The 17,719-nt window shown below is 45.3% G+C and carries 15 protein-coding genes; 6 read left to right on the top strand and 9 right to left on the bottom strand.

What is annotated here, in order from left to right:
• From AM228_RS24195 to AM228_RS24170, 6 genes are all read right to left on the bottom strand, one after another.
• The coding region (locus AM228_RS24195; RefSeq protein WP_304437850.1) for a DNA-formamidopyrimidine glycosylase family protein at nucleotides 1–443 on the bottom strand (443 nt) is incomplete at its 3' end.
• A gap of 139 nt (nucleotides 444–582) precedes the next feature.
• The gene (locus tag AM228_RS24190) at nucleotides 583–819 is read right to left on the bottom strand and encodes a photosystem I reaction center subunit IV (protein ID WP_054469498.1); all 237 of its coding nucleotides are present in this window, start codon (nucleotides 817–819) and stop codon (nucleotides 583–585) included.
• Nucleotides 820–920: 101 nt separating this feature from the next.
• Nucleotides 921–1,562, bottom strand: coding sequence for a DUF6391 domain-containing protein (locus tag AM228_RS24185; RefSeq protein WP_054469497.1), 642 nt, complete (start codon nucleotides 1,560–1,562; stop codon nucleotides 921–923).
• Nucleotides 1,563–1,832: 270 nt separating this feature from the next.
• Nucleotides 1,833–2,567, bottom strand: coding sequence for an MORN repeat-containing protein (locus tag AM228_RS24180; protein WP_054469496.1), 735 nt, complete (start codon nucleotides 2,565–2,567; stop codon nucleotides 1,833–1,835).
• Between the two features lie 248 nt (nucleotides 2,568–2,815).
• On the bottom strand, nucleotides 2,816–3,994 hold the full coding sequence (locus AM228_RS24175) for a hypothetical protein (protein ID WP_156332018.1): 1,179 nt from the start codon (nucleotides 3,992–3,994) through the stop codon (nucleotides 2,816–2,818).
• A 49-nt stretch (nucleotides 3,995–4,043) separates the two neighbouring features.
• The gene (locus tag AM228_RS24170; RefSeq protein ID WP_054469494.1) at nucleotides 4,044–4,298 is read right to left on the bottom strand and encodes a hypothetical protein; all 255 of its coding nucleotides are present in this window, start codon (nucleotides 4,296–4,298) and stop codon (nucleotides 4,044–4,046) included.
• Nucleotides 4,299–4,399: 101 nt separating this feature from the next.
• On the opposite strand from AM228_RS24170, the gene AM228_RS24165 reads away from it, so the two are divergent.
• The 6 genes from AM228_RS24165 (at nucleotide 4,400) to AM228_RS24140 (ending at nucleotide 13,093) form a co-directional block, all read left to right on the top strand.
• Nucleotides 4,400–4,846, top strand: coding sequence for a DUF4278 domain-containing protein (locus AM228_RS24165; RefSeq protein ID WP_054469493.1), 447 nt, complete (start codon nucleotides 4,400–4,402; stop codon nucleotides 4,844–4,846).
• 453 nt (nucleotides 4,847–5,299) lie between these two features.
• The gene (locus AM228_RS24160; protein ID WP_054469492.1) at nucleotides 5,300–5,908 is read left to right on the top strand and encodes a zinc ribbon domain-containing protein; all 609 of its coding nucleotides are present in this window, start codon (nucleotides 5,300–5,302) and stop codon (nucleotides 5,906–5,908) included.
• A gap of 241 nt (nucleotides 5,909–6,149) precedes the next feature.
• A complete protein-coding gene (locus tag AM228_RS24155) occupies nucleotides 6,150–9,311 on the top strand; it encodes a DUF2126 domain-containing protein (protein WP_054469491.1) in 3,162 nt (1,053 codons plus the stop codon).
• A gap of 321 nt (nucleotides 9,312–9,632) precedes the next feature.
• Entirely contained in the window at nucleotides 9,633–10,469 is an 837-nt protein-coding gene (locus AM228_RS24150; RefSeq protein WP_054469490.1) for a hypothetical protein, read from the top strand.
• Nucleotides 10,470–10,751: 282 nt separating this feature from the next.
• Nucleotides 10,752–11,870, top strand: a complete 1,119-nt coding sequence (locus tag AM228_RS34530; RefSeq protein WP_054469489.1) for a hypothetical protein — start codon at nucleotides 10,752–10,754, stop codon at nucleotides 11,868–11,870.
• Nucleotides 11,871–12,703: 833 nt separating this feature from the next.
• Entirely contained in the window at nucleotides 12,704–13,093 is a 390-nt protein-coding gene (locus tag AM228_RS24140) for a hypothetical protein (RefSeq protein WP_190880272.1), read from the top strand.
• A 309-nt stretch (nucleotides 13,094–13,402) separates the two neighbouring features.
• On the opposite strand, the gene AM228_RS24135 is transcribed toward AM228_RS24140, so the two are convergent.
• The 3 genes from AM228_RS24135 to AM228_RS24125 all read right to left on the bottom strand — a co-directional run bounded on the left by AM228_RS24135 (nucleotide 13,403) and on the right by AM228_RS24125 (nucleotide 17,709).
• Complete coding sequence (locus tag AM228_RS24135; protein ID WP_231636928.1) at nucleotides 13,403–16,108, bottom strand: RNA helicase; 2,706 nt, start codon at nucleotides 16,106–16,108, stop codon at nucleotides 13,403–13,405.
• A gap of 617 nt (nucleotides 16,109–16,725) precedes the next feature.
• A complete protein-coding gene (locus tag AM228_RS24130; RefSeq protein WP_054469487.1) occupies nucleotides 16,726–17,466 on the bottom strand; it encodes an HpsJ family protein in 741 nt (246 codons plus the stop codon).
• A 48-nt stretch (nucleotides 17,467–17,514) separates the two neighbouring features.
• A complete protein-coding gene (locus tag AM228_RS24125) occupies nucleotides 17,515–17,709 on the bottom strand; it encodes a hypothetical protein (RefSeq protein WP_054469486.1) in 195 nt (64 codons plus the stop codon).
• Between the last annotated feature and the right edge of the window lie 10 nt (nucleotides 17,710–17,719).

Here is a 17,719-nt window from a genome sequence, read left to right as displayed (position 1 = left end):
ACAACTTTGGCTACATCGGTTTCGGGAGGCACCCACCACATCCGCCCGAAGGTGCGCTGATCCACAAACCGCAACTCTCGCACCGCTTTCGCGGAATCGCCCTCTGGGGAATGTCCTGCAAAAAACAAGCGGACGCGGGTGTGTTTTTGTAACGGAGTTTCCGGTTTAACCCACAAAAGCTGGCCTGTCATCCGTAAATGAACCCCTAACCAACCGGCAGACTGGGGCGGATTTGCCGTCGTGTGTAATTCAGCGAGTAAATATTTCCCTTGACGATGCCAGAGATGAATCTTGACACCCTGGAGGTGAGCTAAAAAATCCGTAGGAGAAATCGGGGGGGCAATGGTGCGAGCCAGCAACACATCTCCCCCCACAATTTCTTGCGCCAGGGTTTTATGATTTAAACCCTGACGCACCGTTTCCACTTCTGGCAGTTCTGGCATATCGCCTAGAAACCAAAAAGGGTCATAGAATCAGGTCCTCCTGAAAAAAATCGGGCGCTTTGACTATGTTTTACCGTTTTACCAACCATGAAGGAAAATTACTGGCAAATCGCTTTCGCCCGATCGTTTTCCTGAGATCCTACTTCTTCGCGGGCTTCTTGGCTGGGGCTTCCACCTCAACCAATTCATTCAAAGCGAAGTTATTGGTGTTCACGCCACCAGCACTGCCACTAAACCCGTTGTAATTCACTTTGTCAAAGCGAACAACCACTGGATAGAGGATACCGCTTTGATCGACAGAGGCCACAGTGCCAACATCTTGATACCAGTAAGACTCTTTACGCAGAATCCGAACCTTAGAACCACGTTGAACCATAAGTGCTTTATCCCCTTAAGTGAATTATGTTTTATGGGTTGATTTTTTCTCAGGGTACTATGCTCTTGGGATTCTGGGTCAGTTCTACCCTTTAAGTTTTATTAAGATTCTCGCCAACTGACCCGCACAAAGTGCGCCTGCCTGCCCCACAAGTCTTGTGTAGCCTGGATATTTTCAATTGCCAGATTAAACGGAATCGAAGTTGTGAGATATTTTTGGGCGACGCTGCCCAAATCTGGCGCCAGGGTAGCGGCAGTAGTAGCGGCCACCCCCAAACCAATCAGTTGCTCAATCGGGCCACGGGGCCACAGCAAATGAACCCCCAGGGCAAAACCCGCAGTTAGAAGCATTCCCACGGACAAATTTGTCCCGCAACGGGGATGTACCGCTAAATCCCATTCCCCGCTAGTCAGACGAGTCTGGGCAATTTTGGCCGCTCGTTCCAGTTGTTGTGTACTAACTTGACCATAGAGATAAAATCCTTGATCCGTGGACATCCCGCCGAGGCCTTGGTTATCCCGTGCTGAAGCCGTTGAACCCCCGGTAAAGTTGCGGGGATCGGATTCACTCAATACCCACACTGTTGCGTGTTCTAGGGCATGAACTTGACGCAACATCAAGATTTCTTTTAAGCCAGGGATAAACTCAAGTTGCTTGAGCAGATCGGAGTCCTGGGTCGGATAAGGGACAAAATCAAAGGGAGACTGGCTGCCCACAGAGGAAGATCCAGGGGAGTTCGTCATAAAATTAGGCGCCTCCAACAATTATCATTATCAATTCATTATCAATATTTTCCGTCATCAAGGCGATATAAAGGCGATCGCCGAACTAATTAGGGCTGATTATTTTACCCATCAGATAGGGTTTTGCGCTGATGAATGTTGGATGATTTAGCTGATTTTTTGCCCCATAAAAAATTTAGCAAAAAACCTATTTTGCTAAAAACCAAAGTAATCATTGAACAGCTTATCTATCCGCTGGGTAATTTAGTCATTTTTGAGGAATTTTGTGGGTTATTTTTTGGGATCAAAAGGTCTACCTTCCCGAAACTGTCCGGCAACTCGTCGGCCATCGGTATAAATAAGCGTCCCCTTTCCGTGGGGAACTCCGCCGCGTAACTCCCCTTCATAGCGGATCCCATTGGCAAAGCTACAACTGCCTCTGGCATCTAGTTCTTGATTGAAAAATTGTCCTTGACAACGGCTGCCATCGGCTCGCACAAATACTCCTTGGCCAAAAGGAGAACCGGCAAAGAATTCTCCTTCATAGTAATCGCCATTAGGATAAGTAAATCTTCCTCGGCCATCGGGTTGGCTACTGATCTCCCCACTTTGAACTTGTTCGACAATACCAAACTGTCCCTCGTAGATTTCCCCAGTTTCATATATCACTCGACCACGGATGATCACCCCATCTTGAAAAGTGCCTTCAAAGCGGGCATCAGTGGCAAATATGAAAACTCCTTGACCATTGGGACGACCATTTCTAAACTGTCCCTCATAGCGATCGCCATTGCCATAGACATAAATGCCTTGACCATTGGGAATGCCATTGACTAAATTGCCTTCATAGTTATCCCCACCTTCATAATTACATTTGGCTCGACCTGTGGTGATTCTCGGTTCACAAATTGGCGGTCTGGACTGCTCTTGAGAACCACTAGGTAAAGGATTAATTCCATAAGCCATAAATTCCCAAACCAAAGCTAGTAAAATTGTGCTTCCTAGTTGGGCGATTGACTTTTTCATAGTTACAACATCTCCTATTCTCTCATCAAATTTAAATCAGTGATTCATCATCTAACCCATCCTCAAAATAGGCAAAAATATGCAACTATTTATAGAAAATTTATGATAATTTATCATCACTAATTCCCAGCATAAATTTTATTCATTACTCGATGATGAACCACTAATTATTTGTTTTGACTACACCAATAATCTTCAGGAAATTAAATATTATTGGTAAAATCAACTGGGTGATAAACAAGTGGCAACTATTTTTTATCATCAGTGGCGATCGCGACTGCTTGCCCAATGGGTTTTCTGACTTCAACGCCATTTTGTTCCAAAATAACGATGGGTTCACCGTCTTCTTTTTCCACCCTTTTTACAGTCACCTGACCATTGGCAATTTTTTGCCCCACTTTAATATATCGACTGCTGGGTTCATTGGGAGCCTTGGCAATAATTTGAATTTGATTACCCACTTCGATCACCCCAGTCACTTCTGTGGCATCAGCCAGTTTAGTATCTGGTGGGGGTGGTGGAGAAGGCGGGGCTTGAGGTGCCTGTGCAACCGGATCCGGAGGCAGCTTGGGGCCAATTGGCGTGGGTAACTTCGGTAAATCAGGAACTCCTCGCGGTGCTTGAGCCGAAGGCGGAATTTGGGCGATCGGTTGACCGTTGCCTTCGCCCTGTGGCTGCCCTTGATTGCTCCCTGGAGTCGTCCCATTTCCCCCAGAGACACCTAGAGGTGTTTGGGTTGCGGAAGGTGCTAGTGAGATCAAGGGTAAACCGGGCAACGCAGGGACAGATCGAGGCTCCTGGGGAGGTGTCCCCGGGCCTGTTGTTCGTGAGATCAAGGGTAAACCGGGCAACGCACGGACAGATCGAGGCTCCTGGGGAGGCGCACCTGCGCCTGTTGTTCGTGAGATCAAGGGCAAACCGGGCAACGCAGGGACAGATCGAGGCTCCTGGGGAGGCGCACCTGGGACTGTTGTTTGTGAGAGCAAAGGTAACTCCGGCAAATCTGGGACAGCTAGAGGTTGTAGGTTTTTAACCGCTTGTTCCAGTTGTTCAGGAGGCGATAATCGCATCTGCTCGACTGGCTGTATTTTCAATCCTGGCGCCCCAAAAGGATTTGACCGATTTTGGTTTCTTTCTCTTTCAATTTGTGCCAGCCTCTGTTCAGGGCTGGTCGGCTGAAGCAAATTCCCGATCGCCGTCGGATCGTTTCCGGGCACCATCGGACTCTTAAAATCTGCACCGGGTGGCGCTTCAGGTGGCTTTTGAGCCGCTGGATCCTTGGCCGCTTCTGGTGCAGCAGTGGTGGCTGGAGCTTGTGTACTTGAATCCGTAGGAGTAGTTGCTGCCGGTGGTTCGGTTTCTCCCCCACAAGCAGTCAATAAAAGAATCATTATGGCTGTAGATGCCGTTAATGAAGATGAACGCATGACCAGTTCCAAAACTCTTTATTACAAGATAGCTCGAAGATTACCAAAATCAAGGGATACTCTCGATTTCGTCGGGCTTATATATTGCTAATTTGGTCAATTTGCTACAAAACTTTACCTTTGGCAGCGATCGGCTTTTTTCCAGCCAGTTTTTCTGGTGACTAAAGGCTAAAAATGAGGGAAGTTGGAAATTGCGGCGATCGAATCCCTGCCAACGGTTGATCCCAAGTCGATCCCAAGTCGCTCCCAAGTCGCTCCCAAGTCGCTCCCAAGTCGCCCCCAAAATATATGGATTCTTTGACATTTTGCCAAAGTAACTGTATAATACAATACAGACATAAAATTTTTTTGTCATCAATACCATAAATCACTTAAGTAACTAGATTTAAATCAGGATCAAAGAAAATGAAACTTAGCTATCGTGGCCTGAATTACAGTAATGACGATCCTCCAAGCATTGATATGATAGAAGATTCCGGAGGTTTATATCGGGGTTGCCAGTGGCAAGTTCGCTATCCTCGCCATGTTCCGGTGACTCAACCGAGTAACTTACTCAAGTATCGCGGCCTAGCTTATGTGAGTCATAGCCCGACAGAAACCAAAGTAGTCGAGGCCACACCCGCAACGGTTCCCACCGTCGTCACAACCGTAAAAAAAACAGGTGTTTTGTCGAACCGCAAATACGACCAACGCGACATAGCAACGATCTTGCAGGATATGGAGAAGATTCACCGGGCTAATATTTGCCGGAGTCTAGAACGACGGATGAATATCGCTCAAGCCAAAGGAGATCAAAAACTCATGGTTCTGCTGCAACAAGAATGTCAAGATTTGGCTTGTGCCTTATTTTAACTGCTTGATAATTTGTTGTCTAAAAGTTGTTTAAAATCAGTCGAAGTATGATGATTTTTTAATCCTACTTCGACGCCCGGATCGTCCCACAAATATCCTTGAGAATTTCTTTCGTAAGACTTTATCCCCTAGAAGCTTTTTAGCGTCGGGGCAGATAAGACCGGCTTTCCTTCTCTTGATATTGATGTAATGATGTAATATTGACGGACTAAATCCGCAACGATAACCCTTGTAATTAATTTTTGGTAATTTTTGGCTCTGCCAACAGCATTCCCGATTAGCGATCGGCTAAAATAACAAATAACAGATAACCATAAACAAATAACAAATAACAAATATTTTGAATAATTAAAAGATTCTGAATTTTCTTAAAAAAGAGAAAAAATCGCCCTAAGTTCTCAAAGGATTGGAGTAAAATTAAACCCTGGGTGAAATTGCCGTGAGGCATTTAAAATGGCTTATTTATGCAACCTGGGAACCGGGCAACAGGTTTATCTGGAAAATCAAGGAACACAAACCATCGTCACAATTATGAGTGGTGGGCCCGGTCAACAACAGCAAGCGAGTAGTGGTTTCTCCACAGGTCCGTGGACTGAACCGCCAACGGTGTTCCGCAAGGACAATGCCGTAATTCTGCGGATTAATACTGAAACGGGGCAACATTTTGTCCAACTTCAAGGCAGTAGTATGGGCGTGATGAGTCAGAGTCCTTCTCTGTCCAACGCTCAACAGCTACAAGTTCAGCAAACATCTTCTTCGGTATCCGGTCAGCAGCCCATGCAGCCTATGCAGCCCATGCAGCCTATGCAGCCCATGCAGCCCATGCAGCCCATGCAGCCTATGCAGCCTATGCAGCCTATGCAGCCCATGCAGCCGATGAAAATGGGGGATATGGAAATGTCTATGAACCCTATGCAAATGCGGATGGGGAACATGGAAATGAGTATGGGTAAATCTTCTGATTTATCATCCGGATCCGGTCGGCATTTTTGTACCCAATGTGGGAATCCGGTACAACCGAGCGATCGCTTCTGTGCCAGTTGTGGAAATCGTTTGGTGTGACACGGATTGTGTAACCAAATAACCCGGTTTCTTGCAGGAATCGGGTTTTTCGGTGGTTAAAAACTTCACATAACACTTACATAATTTGATATTTTTTTGGAACTTAATTTGTAACGTAAGTCCTAGTATCTTGGATGATTTTACTGGGCGATACCCACCCGATTGAGCATAATCCTGAATTTTTAAGAATAACCTTTAAACATAAACGGTTAACCATTGAGTGAAAAATCAGGAAATCACCATGTCAATTCAAGTTGCTCTCAATCATCAAAAATTATACAGATTTGAACGTCCGATTATCTTAGGGCCGCATATTCTTCGCCTACACCCCATACCCTACGGGCGGACTCAAATTCAAAGTTATGCATTAAAAATTACTCCCGAAGATTATTCGATTCACTGGCGGAGAGATGTTAATTATAATCTGATTTCTAAGTTAAACTTTCCTAATAAAACTGATATTTTTAAAATTGAAGTAGATTTGATACTTGAACTGAAAACTCTCAATCCTTTTGATTTTTTGATTGATGATTACGCCGTGGAGTATCCGTTTAACTATACCAAGAAATTACGCCGAGAATTACGAGCTTATTTACCCATCGAAGAACGTAGCCGTTTATTGATGGAGTGGATTAATAAACTGGATAAATCACCCCAGTTTACCACCAATTTTATTTTATCCATTGCCCAGAAAATCCACGAAGAAATTACTTATGCCGTGCGCTTAGAAGAAGGGATTCAATCCTGTAAGACTACGTTAAAGAAAAAAACCGGGTCTTGTCGGGATACCGCCTGGTTGTTAGTGCAAGTTTTCCGTCATTTAGGGTTAGCGGCTCGATTTGTGTCCGGTTATTTGATCCAATTGGCGGCAGATCAAAAACCTTTGGATGGTCCAGCAGGTCCAGAAAATGATATGGCGGATTTACACGCTTGGGCGGAAGTTTACCTCCCTGGGGCTGGTTGGATCGGTTTAGACCCGACTTCGGGAATGTTGGCGGCTGAGGGGCATATTCCTCTGGCTTGTTCTGCTACTCCGGCAATGGCGGCACCGATCGCGGGTACGATTGAACCTTGCGAGAGTCAATTGGATTTTTCGATCGCGGTTTCTCGGATTAAAGAAACGCCGAGAATGACTAAACCTTATACCCAGGAACAATGGTCAGCGATCGCGAATTTAGGAGAGGCCGTCGAGCAACAACTCACTTTTGCAAATGTGGGCTTAACAATGGGAGGAGAACCCACATTTATTTCCATTGATGACTATCATTCAACGGAATGGCAAGTCGGGGCTTTGGGGGAAGAAAAACGCCGTCTGGCAGGAATTTTGCTCCAACGATTGCGCGATCGCTTTTCTACGGGCGGACTACTTTATTATGGCATGGGTAAATGGTATCCGGGAGAAGCCTTACCCCGTTGGGCATTAGGTTGTTATTGGCGGTGCGATCGAATGCCGATTTGGCGAAATTTTGAGTTATGCGCGGCGGATAATCAGGATTATGGCTATGGCATCCAAGAGGCGGAAAAATTTATTCATCATTTAGTTAAATATTTGGGAGTGAGTTCACAGAATATTACCCCAGCTTATGACGGAAATGGTGAGTTACAGGCTTATATTTTACCGTTATTATGGGGCGAGAAAGAGGGGGAAGAACAATGGATTAGTTGCCCGTGGCAAGTCGAGCCTAAGTTTACTTTAATCGGCGGAGAGTCTCCAGCGGGATTACGGTTGCCCTTCCAATCAATTCAGTGGGCAGATCCAGAAGATATCCAGTGGGAAGTGTTGGTGAAACCTGAGCAACAAAGTCAACCTTTGGGGGATATTTTTGCCCGTGTCACAGGGCGATATGCCGAAAAACAATCGACAGTTTCGGCAAAACCGAATAGTATTAAAGTCGCCCTAGGGGTAGAAGTTCGCCAAGGGATAGTTTATATCTTTATTCCGCCCATTAGTGCCGCCGAAAATTATCTGGATTTAATCGCTTGTGTGGAAAATACGGCGGTAGAACTTGAGTTAAAAGTGAAAATAGAAGGATATACTCCCCCGTGCGATCGCCGCTTACAGGGATTTCAAATTACCCCAGACCCAGGGGTGATTGAAGTGAATATTCATCCGGCCCAAAATTGGTCAGAATTGGTGAATATTACCAACATTCTTTATGAAGAAGCCAGACTGACTCGCTTAGGAACCGAAAAATATACCTTCGATGGCCGAACCGTGAGCACGGGGGGTGGTTCTCATATTACCATAGGCGGGGCGACCCCCAGCGAAAGTCCGTTATTGCGTCGGCCAGATTTGCTGAAAAGTTTGATTAGTTTCTGGCAAAATCATCCCAGTCTGTCTTATTTATTTTCCGGGGAATTTGTCGGACCTACCAGTCAATCGCCGCGAGTGGATGAAGCCCGTAACGATACTTTATATGAGTTAGAAATTGCTTTTACCCAGCTAGAACAAAGTGAAAATATTGAACCTTTGTTAGTCGATCGCCTCCTGCGGAATTTCCTGATTGATATTAGTGGCAACACCCATCGTTCCGCCTTTTGTATTGACAAATTATATCCCGTAGAAAATCCTCGACTTCAGTTAGGATTATTGGAGTTTCGCAGTATCACCATGTCGCCCCATCCCCAGATGAGTTTAGCGGTGAATTTATTAATTCGGGCATTGGTGGCTGAGTTTTGGCAGCATCCTTATAAAAACCGTTTGGTTCGTTGGGGGACAATGCTCCATGATAAGTTTTTTCTGCCCCATTATATTGCCCAGGATTTTAAAGATGTCATTAGTCAATTACAACAGGCAGGCTATCCATTTGAATTTGCCTGGTATGAACCATTTTTTGAGTTTCGCTTTCCTCGGTATGGGGAAATTAATCAAGACGGGATTCAGTTAGAGTTGCGTCATGCTTTGGAACTTTGGCCGGTGTTAGGAGAAGAGGTAAATAATGGCCGAACAGCGCGATATGTGGATTCGTCAATGGAACGAATTCAAGTATTATTAACTGGGGCAACACAAGGACGGCATCTTGTCATTTGTAATGGTTATCCAGTGCCATTACAGTCCACAGGAGTGCAGGGAGAATTTGTGGGCGGAGTCCGATATCGGGCTCGACAACTTGGTTCGAGTTTACATCCCGCGATCGCACCTCATTGGCCCTTAGTTTTTGACATTGTGGATACTTGGGTAGAACGTTCTATTGGTGGTTGTATGCTTTATTGTCACGATCCCAATGGCACACTCTGGACAAATTTTCCGATCAATGATCGGGAAGCCCAAGGACGTTTAACCAGTCGGTTTGTCCCTCATGGTCATACGCCAAATCACATCAAAGTCCCCCCAGTGCAAATCAGTCCAGAATTTCCTTGTAATTTAGATTTGCGTCGAGTTGGTTTAGGGCTTTTGTCTTAGCCAAGACTTCAGCCCACCTGTCCTAACACTGGCAGCATTCCGATGCCTGTAAATGATGCCTGTAAATATCGCCGTAGGGGTGATGAATTCGCGGATAAATCTCTACTAAAACTAAAAAATTATCTACGGATCATACTTCGCCCCTACAAAGGCAGGGATGCCGCCCCTAGCACTTCTGAACGAAACGGAGAGTCTCTATATTAAGAAACAATAATTTTTGGGAATAAAATCATAAAATATGCTAGGTTCAGGCTTGGAGACTAACAAGGAAAATCATCCTTGGCTAACTATCCTCAAACCTAGGATATTCGGTAAAAAACTATGGCCGAGCAATACTATCTGATTAAACGCAAGATCGATGGATTAGTTCTCCAAATTGATCTAGACAATGTATATGGCACTAACTTTCGAGATATCTCTCAGCCTTTATGGGTGATAGCGACCCAACAAGATGCTCAGAAAGACCATCAACAATGGACGATTACCCCAGAAGGCTACATCAAAATTAAAGTCAATGGTTGGGTACTGGACATCGGGCAAGAAGACATTTTGCCCGCAATCATCAAAGCGTTGAAGGTTAAGTTACAAAACCCCAAGACAGAGGAAGAACGGCAGCAGATTTTAAGTCGATTAAGGGATCTCGAATGGTTGGTTACCATGCAGGCACAGTATGCCCAGTGGTTAGGGTTTGATCCCACTCAACCGCTCTATCGTGCCACAGTGGTGAAGCCACCAGATAGCAGCAACCTGAATCAAAAGTGGTCCGTTGAAGGCCCGTTCATTAAGAGTAAAGTTGACGAGCGCGTTTTAGAACTTTTTGGCAGTGAGGACTATAGCCCGGTCACCACAGCAAAACTCTCAGAAAATCCCTGCAATCAAGAATGGGAATTAGTGCCGGTGAATATTTCCCCACCGCCTTCCCAACCGCAGTCAGCCCCGCAGTCAGTCAATGAAACTGCCCATGTGTTTCGTGTCTGGAATGTATCTGGTACAGAATTTGGCCAAGCTTGTTTTATCTATCTGGTACTGGCTGAAGGTCTGGATATTCATTACAACTATGGCACTGTCGCCAGATATACAGCCAATCAAATCTTTAACTTCTGGTACTATGTAAGCCTGTGGTGGTTGTCATGGATCAAAGCAATGTCATTACGATGAGCTTTTGTGATGGTTATCCGGTGCCGGAAAGAGAAACCGGGTTTCCCCGAAGTTACCCGGTTTCTTTTAGAATTTGTGGCGGGAGTCTGCTATCGGACTGGACAATAGGGGCGCAATTCATCAATTGCCCCTACAGGAATGATTTAAGACTGCTATATATATTAAGAAACAATAATTTTTCGGAACAAAATCCCAAAATATGCTAGGTTCAGACTTGGAGAATAACAAGGAAAATAATCCTTGGCTAATTATCTTCAAACATAGGATATTCGGTGAACAAATATGACCGAGCAATACTATCTGATTAAGCGTAAGATCGATGGATTAGTTCTCCAAATTGATCTAGACAATGTATATGGCACTCACTTTCGAGATATCTCTCAGCCTTTATGGGTGATAGCGACCCACCAAGATGCTCGGAAAGACCATCAACAATGGACGATTACCCCAGAAGGGTACATCAAAAGTAAAGTCAATGGTTGGGTGCTGGAAATCGGGCAAGAAGACATTTTGCCCGCCGTGATCAAATGTTTGCACTTTAAGTTGCAAAACCCCAAGACAGAGACAGAACGCCAGCAGATTTTAAGCCGATTACATGATCTCGAAGGGCTTATGTTCATGCAGGCACAGTATGCCCAGTGGTTAGGGTTTGATCCCACTCAACCGCTCTATCGTGCCACAGTGGTAAAGCCCCCAGATAGCAGCAACCTGAATCAAAAGTGGTCGGTGGAAGGCCTGTTCATTAAGAGTAAAGTTGATGCTCGGGTTTTAGAACTTTTTGGCAGTGAGGACTATAGCCCTGTCACCACAGCCAAATTGTCAGAAAATCCCAGCAATCAACAATGGGAATTAGTGCCGGTGAATGTTTCTCCAACGCCAACGCCGCCACCGCCACCACCGCCGCCACCACCGCCGCCACCGCCGCCACCACCACCGCCACCACCGCCGCCGCCACCGCCGCCGCCAGTCAATGAAACTGCTTATGTGTTTCGTGTCCTGAATGCAGATGGTACAGAGTTTGGCAAGGGTTGTTTTACATATCAGGGACCGGCTGAAGGTGTAGATATTCAGTACAACTATGGCACTGTGGCGGGAGGTACAGCCAATCAAATCTTAAGCTTTTGGTACTATGACCCGGTTGTGGGTGTCATGGATAAAAGCAATGTGATCACGATGAACTTTACCCGAGGATGGCATGGTGCTTATCGATTTGATTTGAATTTGTGGAATTATCCGCAAAATACGAAGGGCATGACCGCAGGCCAAGCAACCCCTAATAATTTAGGTCCGATTTCTGGTCATCGTGGCAATGGAGATGTATCCAACCAGAAACGGCTTGAATTTCCCAAGGTTGCGCCGTTAGGTTGTGTCTGCAATGAAGCATTTGTGAAGAGTCGATAAGGGTTGCTGCCAGCAGCACCGCTGTTTTATCGGAGTTACCCATCAATTAGGACTTACGCACGGTATTGATATTTATAGTTTTCTAGGGGCTTTACCGTTGGTAATTGCCCCATATATAGAGTGAGTGCGTAAGTCCTATCAATATTAAATGTATGGTTTACGACCAATTACATTTTCAGATCAATCCCATACTTTAGTGGCATAATTTTGAACGTAAGAAATCTCTACTTTTAATACCAATTTAAAAGGGAGCATCTCAGACAAAGCCAATGCCTACAGAGACTTAATTTTTCCTAACTAGGGCTTGCTGAAAAGAAGCGAAAAGCTGACTAGACAAGCCTCAGAGAAGTCTAAAGCCCCGAAAAAAGACAGGAAAAAGAGGTAAAATGGGCAATTATCGTGCATCTCCTTGGGAAAAATGTATCGAAAACTACCAAAATCCTCCGAACCAGAAGAAGCCTTAGAACTGACCTTTGAAGGCTAATTATCTCAAGAAAATCGTTGGTTAATTCTGGCAAACCTGATTCCTTGGTCAGAATTTGAGGCAGAATATTCCCAAAATTTCTCCGATGAAATGGGAACACCAGCGAAACCTTTTCCCATGGCACTATGAGCCTTAATCATCAAATAAAAATTGGGCATATGTAACCGAGAAACAGTGCAACAAATCAAGCGATTTCCCTTACTTACAGTATTTTATCGGCGAAAAAGGGTATAGCCAGGAAGCCCCATTCGACCCCTCAATGATGGTTTATTTTCGGCAAATAATAAGTGGCCTGCTGCTGCAAAAAATCAATCGAAAAATTGTGCAAAGAGGTCGAGGATTTAAGCCGGTGGAAACTTGCCCAAAAAAGTCAGAAGAAAGCGAAGTAAAAAATAGAGATCAGCTATTAATTGAGGCGACGGTAGCACTGGCGGATGTCAAATACCCCACGGATGTAGAGCTATTAAATCAAGCTAGGAAAACGACCGAACTGACCCTAGACATCTTATATAAATTATTGAGAGTTAGACTCAAGAAAAAACCAAGAACCTACCGACAAAAAGCCCGAAAAGACTATTTGAAATTTGCCAAAAAGAAAAAGCCATCTCAAAAAGAAAGGAGAAACGCAGTTAAGCAACAACTACAATATGTTAAACGAAACTTGAGACAAATAGATAAATTAATTGATTCAGGAGCGAGCGAATATGAGTTGAGCAGAAGGCAAGGAATTTATTGGTAGCCAGTGAAATTACCCGTCAGCAGGAGTGGATGTGGTCGAATGAGGAGAACAGTATAGAACATCGAATTGTCAGTTTAACACAACCTCATATCCGTCCAATCGTTAATTGAATGATTTATTGAATCATTTATTGAATGATTTATTGAATGATTTATTGAATTATTTATTGAATTATTTAATTATTTAATAACTTGGTAGGGGGGAAGCACTCGCGGCGATAATTTTTCGCTTAAGAGTGAAGATAGATCCGCGAATGCAACGCCGCCCTGAATTCTGAACCGTTTAAGTCATTCGCACTTTAATTAATCATCAATTAATCATCTCATTCACCGGGAAACGGTCAATCAAGACCATTGCACGGCGAGCATTATCTCGCAAACTCTCAGAAAGATGGGGTACATGAGGAATTTGGGATAAGAAATCTAAAGTGCGCCGTAAAATGCGGACAATATCTCCTTCGTCCAAACTGGTATGGGCATAAAGCTCAGACCATTGCACCCCTAACGCCCACTGTTCCACCAAGGCTACTAAGTCCCGTTCTAGCCACACCGGGACTGCCACCCCATGCTGTCGCTGGACTTTAAACAGGTTGCGTCGGCAGTTTTGTTGCAGCAGACCTAAGACTCTTTCCACTTCTGGGGAAAGCTGATATTTTGTCCAAGTATCTGGACGAGAAACTTCCGTGACTAAAGCGGCACAAGCTGCCGCTAAATGATGGGGGTCAAGGTCATCTAAAAAGCCAGAGTTTAAGGCTAATCCTAACCACAGTTCATTGTCACCACGAATGGCCGCCGCACTTTCTCCCACGAGAGTGACTTCATAAGCAAAATTATCCTCGCCGTCATCCTCTTCTCGGTAAGTTGGCAGCAAGCATTCCATTTCCACCAAGATATCAATTAGTTTCAGAAATTCTTGCCAGTTACAACCCAGGTCTTTTTGGAGTTCTTGTTCTTGACGCCGGATTTCCTTTTCTAACTCTTGGACTCGGTTTTGGCGTTTGAGTAAGGTACTCGGAAGACCGAATTGATTTAGAGGATGAGTGGATAACTGGGCTTCTAATGCGGCGATTAGTTGCTGTTGGGCATAGACTTCTGGGGCGATGACGGGTTTCGTCTGCGCCACAATTTGTGCCGCAATGGAGGCAGTCTGTTCATCTCCTTTTCGTGATTCTCCGGGTTTGAGCATCATGGCGCTGGGAATGAATAAGTCCCATTGTGGATTAAACGGAATTTTTTCTTCATGCACCGCTACCACGTCAGCACTGGTCACCACATACCAGCGGTTATCTTGACTCAGGCAAATCAGATTGGGTGATTTTCCGGCACCAGGTATTTCTGAAATCCATAAGGAGAGGATGGGATGCTTGGTGTTGACGTGACGCCCTTTGAGGCTGAGAAGGTTTCCGGGTTTTGCGCTTTGTAGGGCTAAAGCAGCGATCGCTCTTTGAGTTTCATCCGCTTGTTCTTCTAGAATTTTCAGCAATCTTTGCTCAACTTTCAAGCGTTCACGCAATTTTTGATACCCTTTGTAAAGCGCTTCATCGATTTCCCCCACTTGGGATTTGAGCAATTTTAGTTGGGTTTTCAGGGCTTCAATGTCTGCGAGTTCTGGTTTTGCCCGCTGAGAAGCTAAATACTGACCAAAGCTGGATTCGACTAATTCTTTGGCGACTTCCAGGGGATGAGTTTGCAGCAAATTCAGTACCATGCCATATGTCGGGGTAAACTGACTGACCAAGGGATCCGCGCCTTTAGTGGCTAAAATGGCCGCTTCTTTCGCCCCTTCAAATCGGGTTTGCAATGTCACCACATAGCCTTGGGCATCCATGCCTCGGCGACCAGCCCGACCGGACATTTGCAGGAATTCTGAAGCCGTCAGCAGTCGATGTCCTTCGTCAGTCCGCTTGGATAGGCTGGAAATTAAGGTGGTGCGGGCGGGCATATTAATTCCGGCAGCCAGGGTTTCGGTGGCAAAGACGACTTTAATTAATCCCGCTTGAAACAGTTCTTCTACTAAGCTCTTCCAGGTGGGTAATAGACCGGCGTGATGAGACGCCACCCCGCGTAACAGCGGCCTTAACTGATGGGTTCGGTTACTTTCAGGATTGCGGCTTAAAAACTCTTCTACTCGTTGTTTTAACTCCCTGGCTTCTTGTGGGTTGACTAAGGTCAGATCGCCGATCGCTTCCACGGCGCGATCGCACCCCCGGCGGCTAAAGATAAAATAAATCGCCGGGAGCATATCTCGTTCCCAAAGTTGGGACAGGACAAACGGTAAGGAGGGTTCTTGGCGGCGGATGCTACCGCTTCTGCCTCTGGGTTTTAGCTTGGGGTTGATTTTTTCTCGTTTGCCGTCGAGGAGAGGCACCAGACCTTTAGTGGTACAAAAATGAAATTGCAGGGGAACCGGGCGAAAATCGGAGTAAATCAGTTGTGTCGGCCCGTGGACTTGGCAAATCCAATCCGTAAGCTGCTGACTATTAGCCACTGTCGCCGAAAGTGCTACCAGTTGGATTTCCGGCGGACAATAGATCACGGATTCTTCCCACACGGTCCCGCGTTGGCGATCGTTCATATAGTGGCACTCATCGAGCACCACCGCTTCCACCCCGTCGAGGGAAGTGCCCACCGCACCAATTTCCGTGCCATAGAGCATATTCCGAAAGATTTCGGTGGTCATCACCAGAATCTGGGCATCGCGATTCAGGGATAAATCGCCGGTTAAAAGTCCTACTTTCTCTACGCCAAATTGGTGGCGAAAATCCCGCAGTTTTTGGTTAGAAAGGGCTTTGAGGGGGGTGGTATAAAAGACTCGCCCCCCTCTGGATAAGGCTCGGTGAATCACATATTCACCAATTAGGGTTTTCCCTGAACCTGTAGGCGCACAGACCACGACGGATTGACCGGCATTCAAAGCGGCGATCGCCTGTTTTTGGAAATCATCTAATTCAAAGGGAAATAGATTTTTGAGATTTTCTGACAAATTAAGGGGAACACTCACGCAATTCCAGTTCACTTTAATCAATATTTAATATTCAGAGGATTGACCCACTCCCCAAATCGGATCCAACACGGCAGGTTTCCCCCTACCTATATTCAGATATAGATAAACGAACCTGTGCTTGGGTCTTCATTGGAGTTGTCGTCAAAGAAAAAACCGTAGAATACACAATCCAAAACTTCCTCCAGGATTTACAGTTTCCCGATCTCGGCGCACCCTGGATCAAGAAAAAGCTTTTTCGGGGTGGTTTACCGGGGGGTGCGATCGCCGCAGGCGAATTTATCCCAGGTAGGGCTTAGGGGCAATGAGTCCTTAATGTGTAATCTAGTATGTTCTTTCTTATCCTCAATTGTAATCCGTGGCGGCAAGAGGGGAAGGTCGGACGTTGGGCAATTACGGGGAGACCGAGAAGTTCAGTTCGCCTTCCCCTTCACAGAAGCAAAAAAGTTCTGGCGATCGGATCTGTAGGGGTCAACGACCGGCAAAGGTCTGACAAAATTGTAAAAATCCCCCCGGTTTAAGCCCCCTGTTTGAGAGGGCTGGGGGGATCTTTCTCTAATGATGCGCTCTTATATATGAAAACGAAATCAACCAGCTATTGATTTAGAACTGAACTAAGAATTAGCCCAAAACTACATTTTTCTTGCCCAGGCTGTTCCGGTAAACAGGAACACAAATAAAGCCCCAGCCACTAAAGCCCCCAGGTTCCATTTCACGGAATTCTTGAATAAATTCATTTGGCGATTGGATTTAGCCTCCTGAGCTTGGGTTTGCATCGTCGTTTCTGCTTGATCGATCACCTCAGAGACTTGTTTTTTAATCTCATCCAATTGCTGCGAATCTGTAATATTAGGAGCTCGACCTTGGGTATCTAGACGGCTAATCAATTCTCGCATTTCCGCTGGACTGCTTGCCTTAGCCAGTAAATCTTTCACCTGGGCAATTTGTTCGGTGCGCTGCTTCATTTCCGTATCAATCTGAGCATTGCTGCGGTTATTCAACCGCACAGTATTCACAATTCCCAAGGGGGCTAAAAGGAAAAAGATCACCGCGAATAGCACGGTTAGCCAGGACAACAACTTCACCAGGGTAATTTCCCACTTTTTCCGACCCAGTTTTTCTCCGTAAAATACCAAAACCATCCCAATCAAGGGAACCGGAACTCTTTCCACTAATTGCCCAATAGTCTGAAATTCCCAAACGGGATCTAATAAAGAGGGGGGAATAAAAATGGCAATGGTATCAAACAAGGAGAAAATCAATAAACCATAGCCAATCCAACGAAACAGCGTTGCCGACCTTAGTAAGCTAAAACCAAACTGGCGAATATCTTCTACCGACTCTTGTAATTGATTGATGTTTGAGTCACTCATATTTGTCACTATATTGTTTACAGGTAGATTTTGATTTTTCAGGAGTTCCTAAGCTGAGATTCTAGCATTTTCTGTCGAAAAAACTGGAAAAGAATAATTTTTTAGCGGTGGTAGATAAAGGGCTCCGGGGGTTTCCTCTTCTTTTTTTGGCGGTTCGATTTCCGGAGCGAGTAAGATTTTGATTGCCACCACCAAGATACCAGCCAGAACGACCGCCAAAAAAGGAATGCGTAAGTTATTCAAAATACTACTC

The organism is Planktothricoides sp. SR001 (assembly GCF_001276715.1).
Classification (GTDB): Bacteria; Cyanobacteriota; Cyanobacteriia; order Cyanobacteriales; family Laspinemataceae; genus Planktothricoides; species Planktothricoides raciborskii.
Note: the sequence above shows the minus strand (reverse complement) of the source record. Positions and strands in the feature narration are given on the sequence as shown.